General features: G+C 75.9%; 13 protein-coding genes. 7 read left to right on the forward strand and 6 right to left on the reverse strand.

Annotated elements, in window-relative coordinates:
• Positions 1 to 15 precede the first annotated feature (15 nt).
• The 5 genes from lnt to ACIRBX_RS04070 form a co-directional block, all read right to left on the reverse strand.
• Positions 16 to 1,611, reverse strand: coding sequence for an apolipoprotein N-acyltransferase (gene lnt, locus ACIRBX_RS04050; protein ID WP_402293578.1), 1,596 nt, complete (start codon positions 1,609 to 1,611; stop codon positions 16 to 18).
• Between the two features lie 243 nt (positions 1,612 to 1,854).
• The gene (locus tag ACIRBX_RS04055; protein WP_402293579.1) at positions 1,855 to 3,465 is read right to left on the reverse strand and encodes an amidohydrolase; all 1,611 of its coding nucleotides are present in this window, start codon (positions 3,463 to 3,465) and stop codon (positions 1,855 to 1,857) included.
• 30 nt (positions 3,466 to 3,495) lie between these two features.
• A complete protein-coding gene (locus ACIRBX_RS04060; protein ID WP_402293580.1) occupies positions 3,496 to 3,936 on the reverse strand; it encodes an Lrp/AsnC family transcriptional regulator in 441 nt (146 codons plus the stop codon).
• A gap of 273 nt (positions 3,937 to 4,209) precedes the next feature.
• Positions 4,210 to 4,857: a response regulator gene (locus ACIRBX_RS04065; protein WP_402293581.1), complete on the reverse strand. Its 648-nt coding sequence runs from the start codon at positions 4,855 to 4,857 to the stop codon at positions 4,210 to 4,212.
• The gene (locus ACIRBX_RS04070; RefSeq protein WP_402293582.1) at positions 4,842 to 6,062 is read right to left on the reverse strand and encodes a sensor histidine kinase; all 1,221 of its coding nucleotides are present in this window, start codon (positions 6,060 to 6,062) and stop codon (positions 4,842 to 4,844) included. The genes ACIRBX_RS04065 and ACIRBX_RS04070 overlap by 16 nt, the downstream gene beginning before the upstream one ends.
• A gap of 110 nt (positions 6,063 to 6,172) precedes the next feature.
• Between ACIRBX_RS04070 and ACIRBX_RS04075 the strand changes: the two genes are divergently transcribed.
• The 5 genes from ACIRBX_RS04075 (at position 6,173) to ACIRBX_RS04095 (ending at position 11,557) form a co-directional block, all read left to right on the forward strand.
• The gene (locus tag ACIRBX_RS04075; RefSeq protein WP_402293583.1) at positions 6,173 to 6,949 is read left to right on the forward strand and encodes an ABC transporter ATP-binding protein; all 777 of its coding nucleotides are present in this window, start codon (positions 6,173 to 6,175) and stop codon (positions 6,947 to 6,949) included.
• The gene (locus tag ACIRBX_RS04080; protein ID WP_402293584.1) at positions 6,949 to 9,321 is read left to right on the forward strand and encodes an FtsX-like permease family protein; all 2,373 of its coding nucleotides are present in this window, start codon (positions 6,949 to 6,951) and stop codon (positions 9,319 to 9,321) included. The genes ACIRBX_RS04075 and ACIRBX_RS04080 overlap by 1 nt, the downstream gene beginning before the upstream one ends.
• Positions 9,322 to 9,714: 393 nt before the next feature.
• Positions 9,715 to 10,413, forward strand: coding sequence for a TetR/AcrR family transcriptional regulator C-terminal domain-containing protein (locus tag ACIRBX_RS04085; RefSeq protein ID WP_402293585.1), 699 nt, complete (start codon positions 9,715 to 9,717; stop codon positions 10,411 to 10,413).
• A complete protein-coding gene (locus ACIRBX_RS04090) occupies positions 10,410 to 10,745 on the forward strand; it encodes a DUF6204 family protein (RefSeq protein ID WP_402293586.1) in 336 nt (111 codons plus the stop codon). The genes ACIRBX_RS04085 and ACIRBX_RS04090 overlap by 4 nt, the downstream gene beginning before the upstream one ends.
• Before the next feature lie 380 nt (positions 10,746 to 11,125).
• Entirely contained in the window at positions 11,126 to 11,557 is a 432-nt protein-coding gene (locus ACIRBX_RS04095) for a hypothetical protein (RefSeq protein ID WP_402293587.1), read from the forward strand.
• A 70-nt stretch (positions 11,558 to 11,627) separates the two neighbouring features.
• Here the strand turns inward: ACIRBX_RS04095 and ACIRBX_RS04100 are convergent, their stop codons facing one another.
• Positions 11,628 to 12,791, reverse strand: a complete 1,164-nt coding sequence (locus ACIRBX_RS04100) for an acyl-CoA dehydrogenase family protein (protein ID WP_402293588.1) — start codon at positions 12,789 to 12,791, stop codon at positions 11,628 to 11,630.
• 335 nt (positions 12,792 to 13,126) lie between these two features.
• Between ACIRBX_RS04100 and ACIRBX_RS04105 the strand changes: the two genes are divergently transcribed.
• On the forward strand, positions 13,127 to 13,741 hold the full coding sequence (locus ACIRBX_RS04105; RefSeq protein WP_402293891.1) for a uridine kinase: 615 nt from the start codon (positions 13,127 to 13,129) through the stop codon (positions 13,739 to 13,741).
• Positions 13,742 to 13,983: 242 nt separating this feature from the next.
• The gene (locus ACIRBX_RS04110; protein WP_402293589.1) at positions 13,984 to 15,816 is read left to right on the forward strand and encodes an AAA family ATPase; all 1,833 of its coding nucleotides are present in this window, start codon (positions 13,984 to 13,986) and stop codon (positions 15,814 to 15,816) included.
• Positions 15,817 to 15,956: the final 140 nt, after the last annotated feature.

The following is a 15,956-nucleotide window of genomic DNA, read 5'->3' on the forward strand; positions in this document are numbered from 1 at the left end:
CACCTGGGACAACGGTCAGGAACCGGCCGGTGTTCCGGAGCCCCTCCGACGGCGCAGCGCGGCCAGCGCGACCACCGCGCAGGCACCGAGCCCGGTCAGCGCCAGCACCCACTCGGGGCCCGCGCCAACCCGGTCCGCCAGGGTCTGGTCGTCCCGCAGCGGGACCACCGCGGAGAGCTCGGCGGCCGTCATCAGCCTGCTCTGCTCGACCACCGAGCCGTCGGGGGCGATGATCGCGCTGATCCCGTTGGTGGCGGCGATCAGCACCGCGCGGCCGTGCTCGACGGCCCGCAGCCGGGACATCGCCAGCTGCTGGGAGGGCTGGCCGGTCTGCGAGTAGGTGGCGTTGTTGGTCTGCACCACCAGAACCCGGCCGCCCTCGTTGACGGTGTCCCGGACGATGCCGTCGTAGGCGACCTCGAAGCAGATCACGTCGCCGATCCGGGCCGGGCCGAGGTCCATCACGCCGTTCTCGGTGCCCGGGTGGAAGTCGCGGGCGACCATCTGCAGCCGGGTGATCACCTTGGACAGCTGGGCCCGGAACGGCACGTACTCGCCGAACGGCACCGGGTGCTGCTTGGTGTACGAGGCGCCGGGGCCGGTCTGCGGGCTCCAGACGATGCCCTGGTTCTGCACGTGCTGCTCGTCCGGGCCGTCCACCAGGGTGCCGACCAGCACCGGGACGCCGATCGCCTTCACGGCGGCGTCGATCCGGGCGTAGGCGAGCGGCTCGGAGAAGGGGTCCATGTCGGAGGAGTTCTCCGGCCAGATCACCACGTCCGGGCGCTCGACCTTGCCGGCCGCGACCTCGGCGGCCAGCCGCTCGGTCGCCTCGGCGTGGTTGTTCAGCACCTGCATCGGGCGGCCGAGGAAGTGCATCCCGGGGCTCGGCACGTCGCCTTGGATCACCGCGACCTTCAGGGTGTCGGCGGCGGCGGTCGGCACCGGCACCAGGTACCCCGCCAGCAGGGCCGCCACGGCGCCCGCCGCGCCACCGACGGCGGCCGTCCGGGCGCGGCGGCGCAGGCGCAGCGCGGACCAGGCCAGCAGGGTGCCGCAGAGCGCGACGGCGAAGGTCACCAGCGGGGCGCCGCCGAGCGCCGCGAGCGGGGTGAAGGGGGTCGAGGTGTTGGCGAAGGCCAGGCGGCCCCAGGGGAAGCCGCCCAGCGGTATCCGGTCCCGGGCCCACTCCTGGGCCACCCAGAGGCAGGCCGCCCAGAGCGGCCAGCCGCGCAGCCGGGAGGTGGCGGCCAGACCGGCGCCGAGGGCGGCCATGAACAGCGCCTCGGTGACCGAGAGGCCGATGGTGGCGTCCCAGCCGATCACCCGCAGCCAGCCGAGCAGCAGCAGGAAGAACGGCAGTCCGAACGCGAAGCCGGTCCACGCCCCCTGACGGGCCGTCCGCCCCCGGGTGAGCAGCGAGAGCGCCGCCACCCCGACGACCGACAGCGGCCACAGGTCGTACGGGGGGAAGGCCAGCGCGAGCAGCAGCCCGGCCAGCACCGCCAGGCCGGTCCGCCGCAGGTCCGGCAGCCTGATCAGGCTCCGCTGGACGGGGGTCTCGGGCTGCGGTCGGGCCACCGGACGTTCCTGTTCGACGGGCAGTGCCACCTGCGCACCACCTCTCTGCTGTGCGAGCGCTTCCATTCTGGTCGCAAGACCGTACCCCGGGGAGGCGGCGGGGCGAGAGCCAGGGCCGTCGGCGACCGACGGTCCGTGTCCTGACGGGCCGTCACCCGGGCCGGAGCCGGACGACGGGGCCGGCGCCGGGCGCCGCGCGCTTCCGCTGCCCTCCGGCCCGCCGCCGGGCTGCTGCGGGTGGGTGAGCCGACTGCGGCAGCCCGGCGGCGCCGGTCAGGCGAGGTGCACCGTCCGGCCCCGGACCACGGTCCGCAGGCAGGTCGGCAGCGGGGTGCCCGGGGTCAGGTCGGGCAGGCCCGGGGTGCCGGAGCGGGGGTCGGTGGACCAGCCGGCCACCCGGGAGTCGGGGGCCTGGACCACCAGGTCGCCGGCCGCCCAGACCGCGTAGCTGGCGACGGCGCCGGGGACCAGCACGCCGTCCTGGTCGCGGCCGACGGCACGCCAGCCGCCCCGGGTGTGGGCGGTGAAGGCGGCCCGGACCGAGATCCGGTGCTCGGGGGTGAGGTGGAAGGCGGCGGCCCGGACGGTGCCCCAGGGGTCGAGCGGGGTGACCGGGGCGTCGGAGGAGAAGGCCAGCGGGACACCGGCCCGCAGCAGGGCCGCGAAGGGGTTCAGGGCCGCTGCCCGCTCGGCACCGAGGCGCTGGACGTACATGCCGTCCGGGCCGCCCCAGAAGGCGTCGAAGGCGGGCTGCACCGAGGCGGTCAGGCCCAGCTCGGCGAAGGCGGCGATCGACTTGTCGTCCAGCGCCTCCGCGTGCTCGACCCGGTGGCGGCGGGCCCGGACGGCCTCCAGGCCGACCCGGGCGGCGGCCGTCCGCACGCCCTCGATCACGGCGCCGATCGCGGCGTCCCCGATCGCGTGGAAGCCGGCCTGCAGGCCCGCCTCGGTGCAGGCGGCGACGTGGTCGGCGATCTGAGCGGCCGTCAGGTAGGCGGTGCCGGTGCTCTCCCCGGCGTCGGTGTACGGGTCGTGCAGGCAGGCGGTGCGGGAGCCGATCGCGCCGTCGGCGAACAGGTCGCCGCCGGCGCCCTGCGCGCCCACCCGCAGCGCGGTCTCCACCCCGGCCGGGGCCAGCTCGCCCCAGTAGCCGAAGACCTCCGGTCCGTCCGCCTCGGCGGCCAGCGCGAGCAGCGCGGCGAGGTCGTGCTCGGAGGAGATCTCCGGGCCGGCGCACTCGTGCAGCGCGCCGATGCCGAGCTCGGCGGCCCGGTGCAGGGTGGCCAGCTGGGCGGCCCGGCGCTGGGCGTCCGTCAGCGCGGCCAGCGCGGTCTGCCGGACGGCGTGGTGGGCGTCCCGGCTGACCGGGCCCTCGGAGTGGTGGCCGGCCAGGCCCGCCAGACCCTCCGTCAGCTCGCGCAGCGGGGTGGAGGCGAGGGCGGAGTGCACGTCGGTGCGGGAGAGGTAGAGGGCCGCTCCCCCGGCGGCGGCGTCCAGCTCGGCGAGGCTCGGGGCCCGGCCCTCGGGCCACTTGGTCTCGTCCCAGCCGTGGCCGATCAGCACGCCCTCGGTGGCGGCGGCGAAGGCCGCGATCCGGGTCAGCGCCTCGGCCAGCGAGGGGCAGCCGGTCAGGTCGAGACCGGTCAGCGCCAGGCCGGCCGAGGTGGCGTGCACGTGGGCGTCCACGAACGCGGGGGTGACCAGCGCGCCGTCGAGCTCCACCACCTCGTCGGCGGTGGCCGCGTACGCCTCGGCGGCGCCGTCGCTGCCGACCCAGGCGACGTGCTCCCCCTCGACCAGCATCGCGGTGGCGAACGGGTCGGCGGGGCTGTAGACGGAACCGCCGCGCAGCAGCACGGTGCGGTGGGTGGTGGGTGCGCTCATGGGCACCAGTCTGCACCCGGACGGACCGCGTCAGATCTTCGGGGGTCGCGCCTCGTAGGGGGTGGAGAGCACCACGGTGGTGCGGGTGGAGACTCCGGCGGCCGTGCGGATCCGGGCGAGCAGGTCCTCCAGGTCGCCGGGGGCACCGACCCGGACCTTCAGGATGTAGTTCTCGTCGCCGGCCACGCTGTGGCAGGCCTCGATCTCCGGCAGTCCGGCCAGCCGCTCGGGGGTGTCGTCGGGGCTGCTCGGGTCGAAGGGTTTGACCGAGATGAACGCGGTGAGCGCCAGCTCGACCGCGTCCGGGTCGATGATCGCGGTGTAGCCGCGGATCACACCGCGCTGCTCCAGGCGCCGCACCCGCTGGTGCACCGCCGAGGTGGACAGGCCGGTCGCCTTGCCCAGGTCCGTGTAGCTCATCCGGCCGTCTTCGAGCAGCAGCCGGACGATGCGTTGGTCGAGATCCTCCACAAGGCGCAAACCTAGCGCCCCCGGCGCGGTCCCGCCGACACCGGGCGTCGGGTTCGAGCCACCCCCGCTCCGACGGCGGGTCGACCGCGCCGAACGGGTGGGCCCCGCGACGGCCCCGCCCCACGAGCGGCTGCGGACCGCCGGTACCACCACCGAGGGCCCGCGCACCCCGGACGGCCGCACCGCCCGGACCATCACCCCGGCGGATCGCCGCCGCCCTCGCCCCGGACCACCCGGTCCCGGACTGCGGCTGACGCCTCCTCAGGCCCGCCGTCAGCTCCGCAGGAACCGCAGCACCGCCAGCACCCGCCGGTGCCCGTCCACGTCGACCGGCAGGTCGAGCTTGCTGAAGATGTTCCCGATGTGCTTGTTCACCGCCGCGTCGCTGATGAACAGGTCGGCCGCGAGGTTGGCGTTGGACCGGCCCTGGGCCATCAGCGCCAGCACCTCGCGCTCCCGGGCGCTGAGCCGCTCCAGCGGGTCCTGCCGGAGCCGGACCAACTGCTGGATGACCTCCGGGTCCACCACCGTGCCACCGGCCGCGACCCGCTCCAGGGTGGCCATGAACTCGGCGACGGCGCCGACCCGTTCCTTCAGCAGGTAGCCCACGCCCTCGCCCCGGCCCGAGTCCAGCAGGCGGGCGGCGTAGGACTGCTCGACGTACTGGCTGAGCACCACCACCGGCAGCCGGGGGTGCTCGGCCCGCAGCCGGACCGCGGCCCGCAGGCCGTCGTCGGTCTCGGTGGGCGGCATCCGGACGTCGGTCACCACCAGGTCGGGCCGCGCCGCCTCGACGGCCGCGACCAGCGCGTCCGCGTCGCCGACGGCGGCGGTCACCTGGTGCCCGAAGCGCTGGAGCAGCCCGACCAGGCCCTCCCGCAGCAGCACCGCGTCCTCCGCGACGGTCACCCGAAGTGGCACGGGATCTCCACGTGCAGCAGGGTCGGTCCGCCGGCCGGGCTGGAGACCCGCATCCGGCCGTCCACGGCGCCCAGCCGGTCGGCCAGGCCGGTCAGGCCGCTGCCGCCGGTCGGATCGGCCCCGCCCCGGCCGTCGTCGGTGATCTCCAGCACCAACTGGTCGGCGTGGTAGCGGCCGTGGATGCGGGCGGTGGTGGCGCCGCTGTGCCGTGCGATGTTGGTCATGGCCTCACTGATCAGGTAGTAGGTGTGCGTCTCGATCGGCCGGGGCAGCCGCTGCGGCAGCTCCAGGTCGACCGTGACCGGGAACGGGAACCGGCCGACCTGCTCCCGGACGGCGGCGGCCAGGCCGTGGTCGGCCAGCACCGGCGGATTGAGGCCGCGCACCAGCGTACGCAACTCCTGGTGGGCCGCCGCGAGTTGTCCCTCGGCCTCGGTGAGGCCGCGGTCCAGCGCCGAGCCCGGCGGGACGTCCAGCCGGAGCAGACCCAGCGTCATGCCGAGGGCCACCAGCCGCTGTTGGGCCCCGTCGTGCAGGTCCCGCTCGATCCGGACGCGCTCGGCGTCGAAGGCGTCCACCAGCCGGACCCGGGAGGCCCGCAGCTCGCGCAGCTCCGCGCCCAGCTCCCGGTCGCGCGGGGCCAGCAGGGTGCGGACCAGCGCGCCCCGGGCCCCGGCCCAGGCCGTCACGGTGTACGGGGCGGCGAGCAGCACCAGCGCGCCGAGGACCGTCCAGGGCCAGGTGTCCCCGTCCAGCGACGCGAAGCACAGGGCCGGCAGGACGAAGCAGAAGCCGAGCACCAGCAGGTCCAGCCACCAGAGCGCGACGGCCGACAGCAGCGCGAAGCCCAGCTCGCGCCAGGTCGCCTGCTCGGTCAGCCGGTGGGTGATCCAGGCCCGCAGGCCGGGCTCGGCGGGCGGGCGGTGCGGGTCGGGCACCTCGTCCAGGTCGACCAGCCGAAGCCGCCCGCGCTCCACCGAGGCGATCACGGTGGCCGCCAGCACCACGCCGACCAGCGGGGCGATCCCGATCAGCACCACCAGCAGCACCACCCCGGCGGCCGTCCCGGCCAGCAGCACCAGCACCGCTGCGGCGCCGACCGCCACCCCGCTCAGCAGGTAGCCGAGCGAGCGCCACGGCCAGGCGGAGGTGAGGAAGCGCAGCGGGTGTCGGGCCATGGCCTGCCAGGCGGTGCGTGGACGCATGGGCAGGACGATAACCGGCCGGGGGCGGCTGCGCGGTAGTGCCCGCACTACCTCAGGGGTGGAGTGCGGATCAGTGCGCCCGCCACCCTCGCACCGGTGGAATCGTCCCCATGACAACGGTGACCACGAAGGTGACGAACCGGCAGGCGGCGGACGCCGTACGGCTGGAGGCGGTACGCAAGGTGCACGGCCGCGGGGAGCGGGCGGTGACGGCGTTGGACGGCGTCTCGCTGACCTTCCCGCGCGGCAGTCTGACGGCCGTGATGGGGCCCTCCGGCTCCGGCAAGTCCACCCTGCTGCACTGCGCGGCCGGGCTGGAGGCGGTGAGCTCCGGCCGGGTGCTGCTGGGCGGCACCGATCTGGCGGCCGGCGGCGAGCGGGAGCGCACCGTGCTGCGGCGGGACCGGATCGGCTTCGTCTTCCAGGCGTACAACCTGGTCGAGTCGCTGACGGCGGCTCAGAACGTCGAGCTGCCCTCCCGGCTGGCCGGCCGCCGGGTGGACCGGGCGGCGGTGACGGCCGCACTGGAGGCCGTCGGGCTCGCGGACCGGGCGCGGCACCGGCCGGGAGAGCTGTCCGGCGGGCAGCAGCAGCGGGTGGCGCTGGCCCGGGCGCTGGTGACCGGGCCCGAGGTGCTGTTCGCGGACGAGCCCACCGGGGCGCTGGACACCGGGACCAGCCGCGAGGTGCTGGCCCTGCTGCGCCGGCTGGTCGACGAGCGGGAGCAGACCACGGTGCTGGTGACGCACGATCCGGTGGCGGCGGCGATCGCCGACACGGTGGTCTTCCTGAAGGACGGCCGGCTGGCCGGCCGGCTCGACCTCTCCCCCGCCGCCGCGGGCAACGCCGCCGCGATCGCGGCCCGGATGACCGGCCTGGAGGCGTGATGTCCGTCCTCGTCACGGCCGGCCTCCGGGCCCGCTGGAGCGGCTTCCTGGCCGCCTTCGCGGCGGTGCTGGTGGGCACCACGCTGATCACCGCCACGCTGCTGGTGCAGCACTCCGCCCGGCCGGCCGTCCAGGCCCGCTTCGCGGGCACCGCCGCCCTGGTGATCCCCCTTCAGGCCGCCGACCCCGACGGCGGCACCGCTGACCTGGTGCCCTGGAGCCCGACCGAGGCCGACCGGCTGGCCGCCGGGCTGCGCGCACTGCCCGGCGCCGAGGGCGCCGAGGTGGTGGTGGACCGGTCCTTCTACGCGCAGCCGTTCACGGACGGCCGTCCGGTGGCGGATCCGGAGGCGGCCGAGGCCGGCCACGGCTGGTCCGGGGCCCGGCTGGCACCGTACCGGCTGCTGACCGGCCGGGCTCCGACGGCGGCGGACGAGGTGGCGGTCGGCGGGGTGCCCGGGGTGACGCCCGGTCAGCAGCTGACCGTCAACCTGGCCGCCGGCCGGGCCCGGTACCGGGTGAGCGGCACCGTGGACGGCCCGGGTGTCTACTTCACCGACGCGGAGGCGGCCCGGCTCCAACCGGGTGTCCGGGCGATCGGGCTGCTGGGCCCGGCCGCCGCCGAGCTGATGCCGCGGGCCCGCGCGCTGGTGGACGGGCTCGGCACGGTGGTGACCGGTGACGGGCGGGCCGCGCTGCAGCCCGCGCTGGTGGACCACCGGCGCTTCCTCGGACAGCAGCTGATCACCGCGATGGCCGGGCTGGGCCTGTTCACCACGGTCTTCGTGGTCGCCTCGGCGCTGGCCCTGACCACCGGTCAGCGGCGGCGCGAGCTGGGGCTGTTGCGGCTGCTCGGCGCGAGTCCGCGCCAGGTGCGGCGGCTGGTGCTGGGCGAGGCCGCCGCCGTGGGTCTGCTCGGCTCGCTGGCCGGCGCGGCGGCGGGCTGCGGGCTCGCCCCGCTGCTCGGCCGGATCCTGCTCGGCCTGGAGGCGGCCCCGCCGGACCTGCGCATCCGGCTCGCAGCCTGGCCGCCGCTGACGGCGACGGCCGTCGGGGTCGGCGTCAGCGTGTTCGCCGCCTGGGCGGCGGCCCGGCGGGCTTCCCGCGTCCGACCGATGGCCGCGCTCTCGGCCGGACCGGCCGGTGGCCGCTCCGCCCGGCGGACCCGGCTCGCCACCGGGCTGCCGGTGCTCGCCCTGGGTGTGCTGCTGGCCGTCCGGACGGCCACCGCCGCCGCCGACGACCGGGTGAACGCGGCGATCGCCGCGACCATGACGCTGGTGGTGGCCGCCGCACTGCTGTCACCGGTGCTGACCGGGCCGCTCGGACGGGCCGTCAGCGCACCGCTGCGGCGGTCCGCCTGGGCCGGACCGCTGCTGCTCCGGGCCGAGCTGCGCGCGGTGCCGGGCCGGGCGGGCGCCACGGCCGCACCGGTGATCGCCGCCGTCGGCTTCGCCATCCTGCTCGGCGGTGCCGTACAGACCATGGCGGCTGCCTACCCGGCGGGCGCGGCCCGTCAGTTGGCGGGCCAGGCCGTGGTCACGGCCGACGGCACCCCGGGGCTGACCGACGAAGTGGCACGCGCCCATCCGGTCGGCAAGGCAGCCCTGCCCACCCGGGCCTTCGTGCGCCGGGCGGACGGTGCCCGGGTGGTGGTCGACCTGCTCGGCTCGCGCGATCCCGCCTGGGACCGTCCCGGCGAGGCCGTCCTCGGCGCCTCCCTGGCCCGGGAGTTGGGCGTCCGCGAGGGGGACGCGTACCCGGTGCGGTTCGCCGACGGGGCGACGGTGGAGCTGCGGATCTCCCGGGTGCTGCCGGACGATCCGGCCCGGGGCGCCTTCGTGACCTCCCGTCAGCTGGTCCGGGCCCACGATCCGGGGGCACTCGGCGACGACCTGTTCGTCCCCGGGGACGGCCACCCGATCGCGACCGTACCGGGGACAGCGGTGCACGACGCGGAGCGGTTCGCCCTGGACGACTACCGGACCGACGCCCGGCTGACCGACGCGCTGGCCGCGATGCTGCTGGTGATCACGGTCGGGTATGCCGGGCTGGCGGTCGCCAACGCCACGGCGGCCGACGCCCACGCCCGGCGGCAGGACCTCGCGGTGCTCCGCTCCGCCGGGGCGACGGTGCGTCAGCTGCTCGGCTTCGCGGCCGGTGAGGCGGCCCTGCTCACGGCCCTCGGCGCGGCGCTCGGCCTGGCGGCCTCCCTCCCCCCGCTGGCCGGTCTGGCCGCCGGCCTCGCCGAGGCCACCGGCACCCCCGTCTCCTGGCAGCTGGATCTCCCGGCCCTGGGCGCCACCCTGCTCGGCATCCTGGCGGTCGCCATCGGCACCCGCCTGCTCACCACCTGGCGCACCGCCCGCTGAGCGGGCCAGGCCCCGCAGGCACCGATCTCGGAAACCCGGCTCGGTACCCCAGACCGAAACACCGGGCCGCACCCGGACGAGGCCACGCACGGCGAGAACCGGCCGGTCCCCGGAGCCCCGACCCGCACCCCCGGGAAATCGCTTCGCCCCACCGGCCGGTCCGCACTTGCCCGCTGAGCCCCGCGCCCGGACCCGGGTCAGGCCCGGCAGACACCGATCTCGGAAACCCGGCCCCACACCGGGCCAGTGCCCCAAGCCGAAGCACCAGGCCGGACCCGGACGAGGCCGCGCGGCACGGACCGACCCGCGCCCGGAGCGCCGGGAAATCGCTTCGACCCGCCGGCGGCGTGCGGGATAGGCTCTCCCTAACACCGTTAGAGAGAGGCGGGCCCCGTGCCGACCGTCCCCCCGTCACCGCTGAGCCGCCCGGCCATCGCCGCCGCCGCCCTGCGGGTGCTGGAACGCGAGGGCGTGCACGGCCTCTCCATGCGCAAGGTGGCCGCCGAGCTGGGGGTGCAGGCCCCCTCGCTCTACTGGCACGTGCGCAACAAGGAGGAATTGCTCGACCTGCTCTCCGACGCCCTGATGGCCGACGCCGAGGCGCCGCTCCCCGAGGGCCCGTGGCGGGACCAGCTGCGCGAGTACTGCGTGCGCTACCGCCGCCACCTGCTGGACCGCCGGGACGCCGCCAAGGTGGTCGCCGGGCGGCTCGCCCCGGGGCCGGCCCTGCTCCGGCTGATGGACGACCAGCTCGGCCGGCTGCGCGCGGCGGGCTTCTCCGACCCGGACGCCGCGATGGTCAACTACCTGCTGGGCGCCTTCGTCCAGGGCTTCGTGCTCCAGGAGCAGGGCCCGCTCTCCGCCTCCGAGGCGATGGGCGCCAGCCGCCGGGAGGCCGCCGACGCGGCCGGGGCGCAGCTGGCCGCGCTGCCGCCGGAGACCTTCCCCCACCTGACCGCCCTGGCCGGCGAGTTGACCGGCCCGGCCATGGACGAGCGCTTCGCGTTCGGCCTCGAACGCCTCCTCGACGGTCTCGCCGTCCTGCTGGACCGTCAGGACCACCCCACCGCACCCGAAGGGAACCACCCGTGAGCGACCGCACCTACCGCGTCATCGTCCGAGGCGTCTTCGCCGGCCTCGACGAGGAGCACCGGACCAGCCTGCTGGAGCGGGCCGCGCAGCACAGCCACCTGTTCGCCGCCTTCACCGACGAGGGCACCCTGGTCTACGACGAGGAGCTGCGCGCGTTCAGCTTCCGCTGCGTGGTCCGCCAGGCGTCCGACCTGCCGGACGAGGCGGCCGGGCCGGCCGCCGAGCAGCGGGCGTCGGCCGCCCTCGCCGCGCGCGGCGTCGGCCACGGCGAGCTGCGCAGCCAGGTCACCAGCATGGACGACATGAAGATCCGCCGCCCCCGCCGGAACTGACGCCCCGTCGGATGCGCACCGCACGCGCGCTGCACGCACCGCACGGGCCCGCGCAGGGGCACCGCCCGCAGGACGGGCGGCCGGGCGTACACGGAGCAGGCCCGTGGAGCACCACGGGCCGTCCGGCCGTCCACCCTCCGTCCACCGTCCGCCCGCCGACCGTCCACCGGTCGTCCGCCGGCCGTCCACCGGCGGGGCCTCCGGCTCGCGCCGAGTCGGGCGGGGGCGCGCGGGTGGCACATGCCGCGTGAATGTGGCCCACCGCACACGGCGTGCATCACACTGCGGGCTCCCGCAGGATTATGAGGCTCCGTCAGCGGGAAGTGCTGCTCTTGGCCGGGGCCGACGAAGGCCGGCCGGATCCGAGGGGGATCACACACATGTCTGCTGTCGATCAGACCTCCCGCACCGCTGCGGAGGACCACGAACACCTCGACTTCGAGGACTTCCCGGGCGTCGACCCCGGCGAGATGGAGACCTGGGAGATCTTCCGGGTGCACTGCCCCGAGTGCGACCGTCCGATCGCCCTGCTCGGCGACGAGGACCGGCTGCCGCAGCACGCCGTCCTGCCGACCGCCTGGCACCCCTTCTCGGCCCAGCTCTGCCCGGGCACCGGCGCGCCCACCGCCGACCTGCCGGAGTGCGACTCCGCCGAGCACGCCGAGCCGAGCGGCCTGGAGCTGATCAGCCTGCCGGCCGACTTCGACTGGCGCACCCACCCGTTCTCGCACGCCGGCGCCCCGGGCTCGGGCCCGCTGGAGCGGCGTTCGCGGATCCCCGCGCAGCGCTCGCGCGGCCTGGTCCGGCACTGACCGGCGCCCCGCAACGCCGGGAGGGCGCCGGCCCCCTGCGGGGCCGGCGCCCTCCGTGTTCCCGGACGCCTCAGCGACCGGAGAGGTGACGCCCGATCACCAGCCGCTGGATCTGGTTGGTGCCCTCCACGATCTGCAGCACCTTGGCCTCCCGCATGTAGCGCTCGGCCGGGAAGTCCTGGGTGTAGCCGGCCCCGCCGAGCACCTGGACGGCGTCCACCGTGACGCTCATCGCGGCGTCGGTGCAGAACAGCTTGGCCATCGCGGCCTCCTTGGAGAACGCCATCCCGGCGTCCCGGCGGCGGGCCGCCGCGAGGTAGAGCGAGCGGCCGGCCTCGATCTTGGTGGCCATGTCGGCCAGCAGGAAGGACAGGCCCTGGAAGTCGGCGATCGGACGGCCGAACTGCTGCCGGGTGCCGGCGTACTCCACCGCCAGGTCGAGCGCGGCCTGGGCCACGCCGATCGCGCAGGCGGCGATCCCGAGTCGGCCGGAGTCCAGTGCGGAGAGGGCGATCTGGAAGCCCTGGCCCTCCTCGCCGATCAGCCGCTCCCGGCCCACCCGCACGCCGTCGAAGTGCAGTTGGGCGGTGGGCGAGGAGCGCATGCCCATCTTGTGCTCCGGCGGCGCGGCCGACAGGCCCTCGGCGTCGCCCGGCACCAGCAGGCAGCTGATCCCGCGCGGGCCGTCCACCCCGGTGCGCACCATCGAGCTGTAGAAGTCGGCCTGCCCGCCGTGGGTGATCCACGCCTTGGTGCCGTTCACCACGTACTCGTCGCCGTCCGCCTCGGCCCGGGTGCGCAGCGCGGCGGCGTCCGAGCCGGACTGCGGCTCGGAGAGGCAGTAGGCGCCGAGCTGGGCACCGCCGAGCATCCCGGGCAGCCAGCGCTGCCGCTGCTCCTCGGTGCCGAAGGTGGCCAGCGCGTGGCAGGACAGCGTGTGCACGCTCACCCCGAGGCCGACCGCCAGCCAGCCGGCCGCCAGCTCCTCCAGGACCTGGAGGTAGACCTCGTACGGCTGCTCGCCACCGCCGTACTGCTCGCCGTACGGGAGGGAGAGCAGCCCGGCCCCGCCGAGGGTGGTGAACACCTCGCGCGGGAAGCGGTTGGCCGCCTCGTCCTCGGCCGCCCGGGGGCGGAGTTCGTTCTGCACCAGGTCCCGGGTCAGGGCGAGCAGCTCACGCGCCTCCTCGCTGGGCAGCTGGCGGTCCACGGGCTTGGCAGCGGCGGAAGTCATGAGGGTTCGTCGCCTCCTCGGTCGGGCGCCGTCCCCGGTGGTACGGGTCGGCGCGGCAGGTCGGCCCGAGCACCACCGGATTGCGGTGAACGCTCGTTCACAGGGCTTGGCGTTGTGCAGTATGCCCGATGGCAGCCGCCCCGTCACGGTCCGGAACGGCACACGGGCCCGGGGCGGGTGCCACAACGTCGGAACCGGCCACACCACGTCCGACCTGCGGCGCCCGGAATCTCCCGACCTGTCACACCGCCGCCGCTGCCCGGTGCCGCCCGCCGCACCACCTGCCGCGCCGGCCGGATCACCGACCGGATCGCCGACCGTAGAGTGGAGCGGTGATCCGCACCGACCTCGCCCCGCTCGCCGACCGGCTGCGCACCCTGCCGCCGTCGCTCGGCCCGGTGCGGCTGGTCGCGGTGGACGGGCACGCCGGGTCGGGCAAGACCACCTTCGCCGACCGGCTGGCCGCCGCACTCGGCGGGGCACCGGTGGTCCACCTGGACGACCTGGCCACCCACGCCGAGCCGTTCGGCTGGCCGGAGCGGCTGCGGGCCCAGGTGCTGGAGCCGCTGGCGCACGGCCGCACCGCCGTGCACGGGGTCTACGACTGGGTGGAGCGCCGGTTCGCGACGACCCGTCAGATCCCGCCCGCGCCGGTGGTGCTGGTCGAGGGGGTCGGGGCCGGCCGCCGGGAGCTGCGCCCGCACCTGGCGGCGCTGGTCTGGATGGACCTGGACCAGGCCACCGCCCGGGCCCGGGGCGAACGCCGGGACGGTCCGGAGCTGGCCGAGTACTGGGCCGGCTGGGCAAGGGCCGAAACGGCCCACTTCGCCGCCGACCCGAGCCGGCCGCACGCGGATCTACTGGTGCACGGAGTGACCGGCCGGATCGCCCGGGGCACCCTGAGTGAGACCGCCACAGGGCCCTTGACCTGGGGGATCGGCACCACTTAGGTTCTGCACAACGCGCATTCGGTACGGAGCGCGACCACAGACACGGCACCTCCGGCTCGTTCCCCCGTGCGCCGGAGGTGCCGTCCCCCTCCCGGGCACCCGCCCGGGACCGCCCGATCCCGCGCCCCGTCCACGGGTCCGACGCCGGATTGGCTCTGCGCACCACCCTCACGGATCAGCCTCCCACCGGTACGCTTCCGGTAAGGGGGTGTGCTCTTGCACACGGCGGGGGGCTGACTGTGATGGCGAGTTCCGAATCCACCGGGCCGGACCGGCTGGCCGACCGGGCCTGGCTCCGGGCGATGGACGCCTACGCGGCGGGATCGTACGCGCGCGCCGAGGAGGAGTTCCGCACCGCCGTCCGGCTCGATCCGGGCATGGCGGACGCCTGGCTCGGCCTGCACGCGCTGCGCTGTGACACCTCCGCCGCGCTGGTCGAGATGCACCGCCACCAGAAACGTTTCGGCGAGCAGCGGGCCCTGCACCGACGCCCCCTCAGTTCCTGGTACTGGCTGGGCTGGTGGGTCCAGCCCGTGCTGGAGGACGCCCGCGACCTGCGGCTGGCGCACGCCTCGCACTGGCTGGACGGCCGGCACCTGGCCGAGCTGGACACCGCGCTGACCGCCTGCGCCCCGCCCGAGCAGGACCCGTCGGTGCGCTTCCTGCACGCCTGCCGCTCCTACCTGCTGAAGGACTGGGAGCAGCTGATCCGGGACACCGAGCCGCTGCTGGACGACCAACTCCTGGGCATCGAGGCCGGGTTGTTCGCCGGCATGGCCCGGGTGCGGCTGGACATGTGCGCCCAGGCCCAGTACCCGCTGGCCGTCTCGCTGGCCCGCTGCCGCTCCGAGCAGCCCCAGCGCAAGGAGCTGCGCTACTGGCTGGCCCGCGCCTACGAGGGCGCCGGGCGCAGCGCCGCCGCCCTCCCGCTCTACCGTGCGGTGCACCGGGCCGATCCGGGCTTCATGGACACCGCCGCCCGGCTGGCCGCGATCGCCACCGAGGACGGCGTGCTGGACGAGCTGCTGCCCGCCCTGACGGCGGGTGACTTCCCGCTGCCCGACGAGGACTTCCCGGACGCCGAACCCGAGGCCCCGGCCCCCGCTCCCCCGGCGGAGCCCGCGCCCGCCGGAGTCGCCGGGCCCACCCAGCTGCCGGTCCGGGCCACCGCGGCCGGCTCCGCTCCCCCGCCCGGCCCCGGGGCGCCGCGCTCGGGCGGCAGCGACGGCCTGGAGGCGGCGCTCGCCCAGCTGGAGCAGATGGTCGGGCTCGACCCGGTGAAGCGTCAGGTCCGGGCGCTCTCCGCCCAGTTGCGGATGTCCCGGCTGCGGGCGGACCAGTCCCTGCCGGTCGCCCCGCCGAAGCGGCACTTCGTCTTCTCCGGGCCCTCCGGCACCGGCAAGACCACAGTGGCCCGGATCCTCGGCCAGGTCTTCCACGCGCTCGGCCTGCTCTCCGGCGACCACCTGGTGGAGGCCCAGCGGTCCGACCTGGTCGGCGAGTACCTCGGGCAGACGGCGGTGAAGGCCAACGAGCTGATCGACTCCGCGCTGGACGGCGTGCTCTTCATCGACGAGGCGTACAGCCTCTCCAACTCCGGCTACAGCCAGGGCGACGCGTACGGCGACGAGGCGCTCCAGGTCCTGCTCAAGCGGGCCGAGGACAACCGCGACCGCCTGGTGGTCATCCTGGCCGGCTACCCCGAGGGCATGAGCCGCCTGCTGGCCACCAACCCCGGCCTCAACTCACGCTTCACCACCCGGGTCGACTTCCCCAGCTACCGCCCGGCCGAGCTCACCGAGATCGGCCGGGCACTGGCGGCCGGCAGCGGCGACGGCTGGGACCCGGACGCGGTCGAGGAGCTGGCCAGCATCTGCGCCCACGTGGTCGCCGAGGGCTGGATCGACGACCTCGGCAACGGCCGCTTCATCCGCACCCTCTACGAGAAGTCCTGCGCCTACCGGGACCTCCGGCTCTCCACCCTCACCACCACGCCCGGCCGCGTCGACCTCGCCACCCTCCGCCTGCCCGACCTGATGCAGGCGTACGGCGAGCTCATCGCGGGCCGCCCCTGACCCGCCCCCCGACGGCGACCGCCCGCCCTGCGCCGGACGGCCCCCGCACCGCCCCCGCCCGGGTCCTCCGGCGGGCGCGGTCACCGCGCCGGTGGCAGGCTCGGTGGGGTCGAGGGGGTCGGAGCGCCGAGCGCGAGGAG

Source organism: Kitasatospora sp. NPDC096147 (assembly GCF_044763225.1).
Taxonomy (GTDB): domain Bacteria; phylum Actinomycetota; class Actinomycetes; order Streptomycetales; family Streptomycetaceae; genus Kitasatospora.

Coding starts and splice junctions, on each gene's coding strand:
- ACIRBX_RS04055 (WP_402293579.1), bottom strand. CDS start 3,465: ATGAGCGCACCCACCACCCACCGCACCGTGCTGCTGCGCGGCGGTTCC.
- ACIRBX_RS04070 (WP_402293582.1), bottom strand. CDS start 6,062: ATGCGTCCACGCACCGCCTGGCAGGCCATGGCCCGACACCCGCTGCGC.
- ACIRBX_RS04075 (WP_402293583.1), top strand. CDS start 6,173: ATGACAACGGTGACCACGAAGGTGACGAACCGGCAGGCGGCGGACGCC.
- ACIRBX_RS04080 (WP_402293584.1), top strand. CDS start 6,949: ATGTCCGTCCTCGTCACGGCCGGCCTCCGGGCCCGCTGGAGCGGCTTC.
- ACIRBX_RS04095 (WP_402293587.1), top strand. CDS start 11,126: ATGTCTGCTGTCGATCAGACCTCCCGCACCGCTGCGGAGGACCACGAA.
- ACIRBX_RS04100 (WP_402293588.1), bottom strand. CDS start 12,791: ATGACTTCCGCCGCTGCCAAGCCCGTGGACCGCCAGCTGCCCAGCGAG.
- ACIRBX_RS04110 (WP_402293589.1), top strand. CDS start 13,984: ATGGCGAGTTCCGAATCCACCGGGCCGGACCGGCTGGCCGACCGGGCC.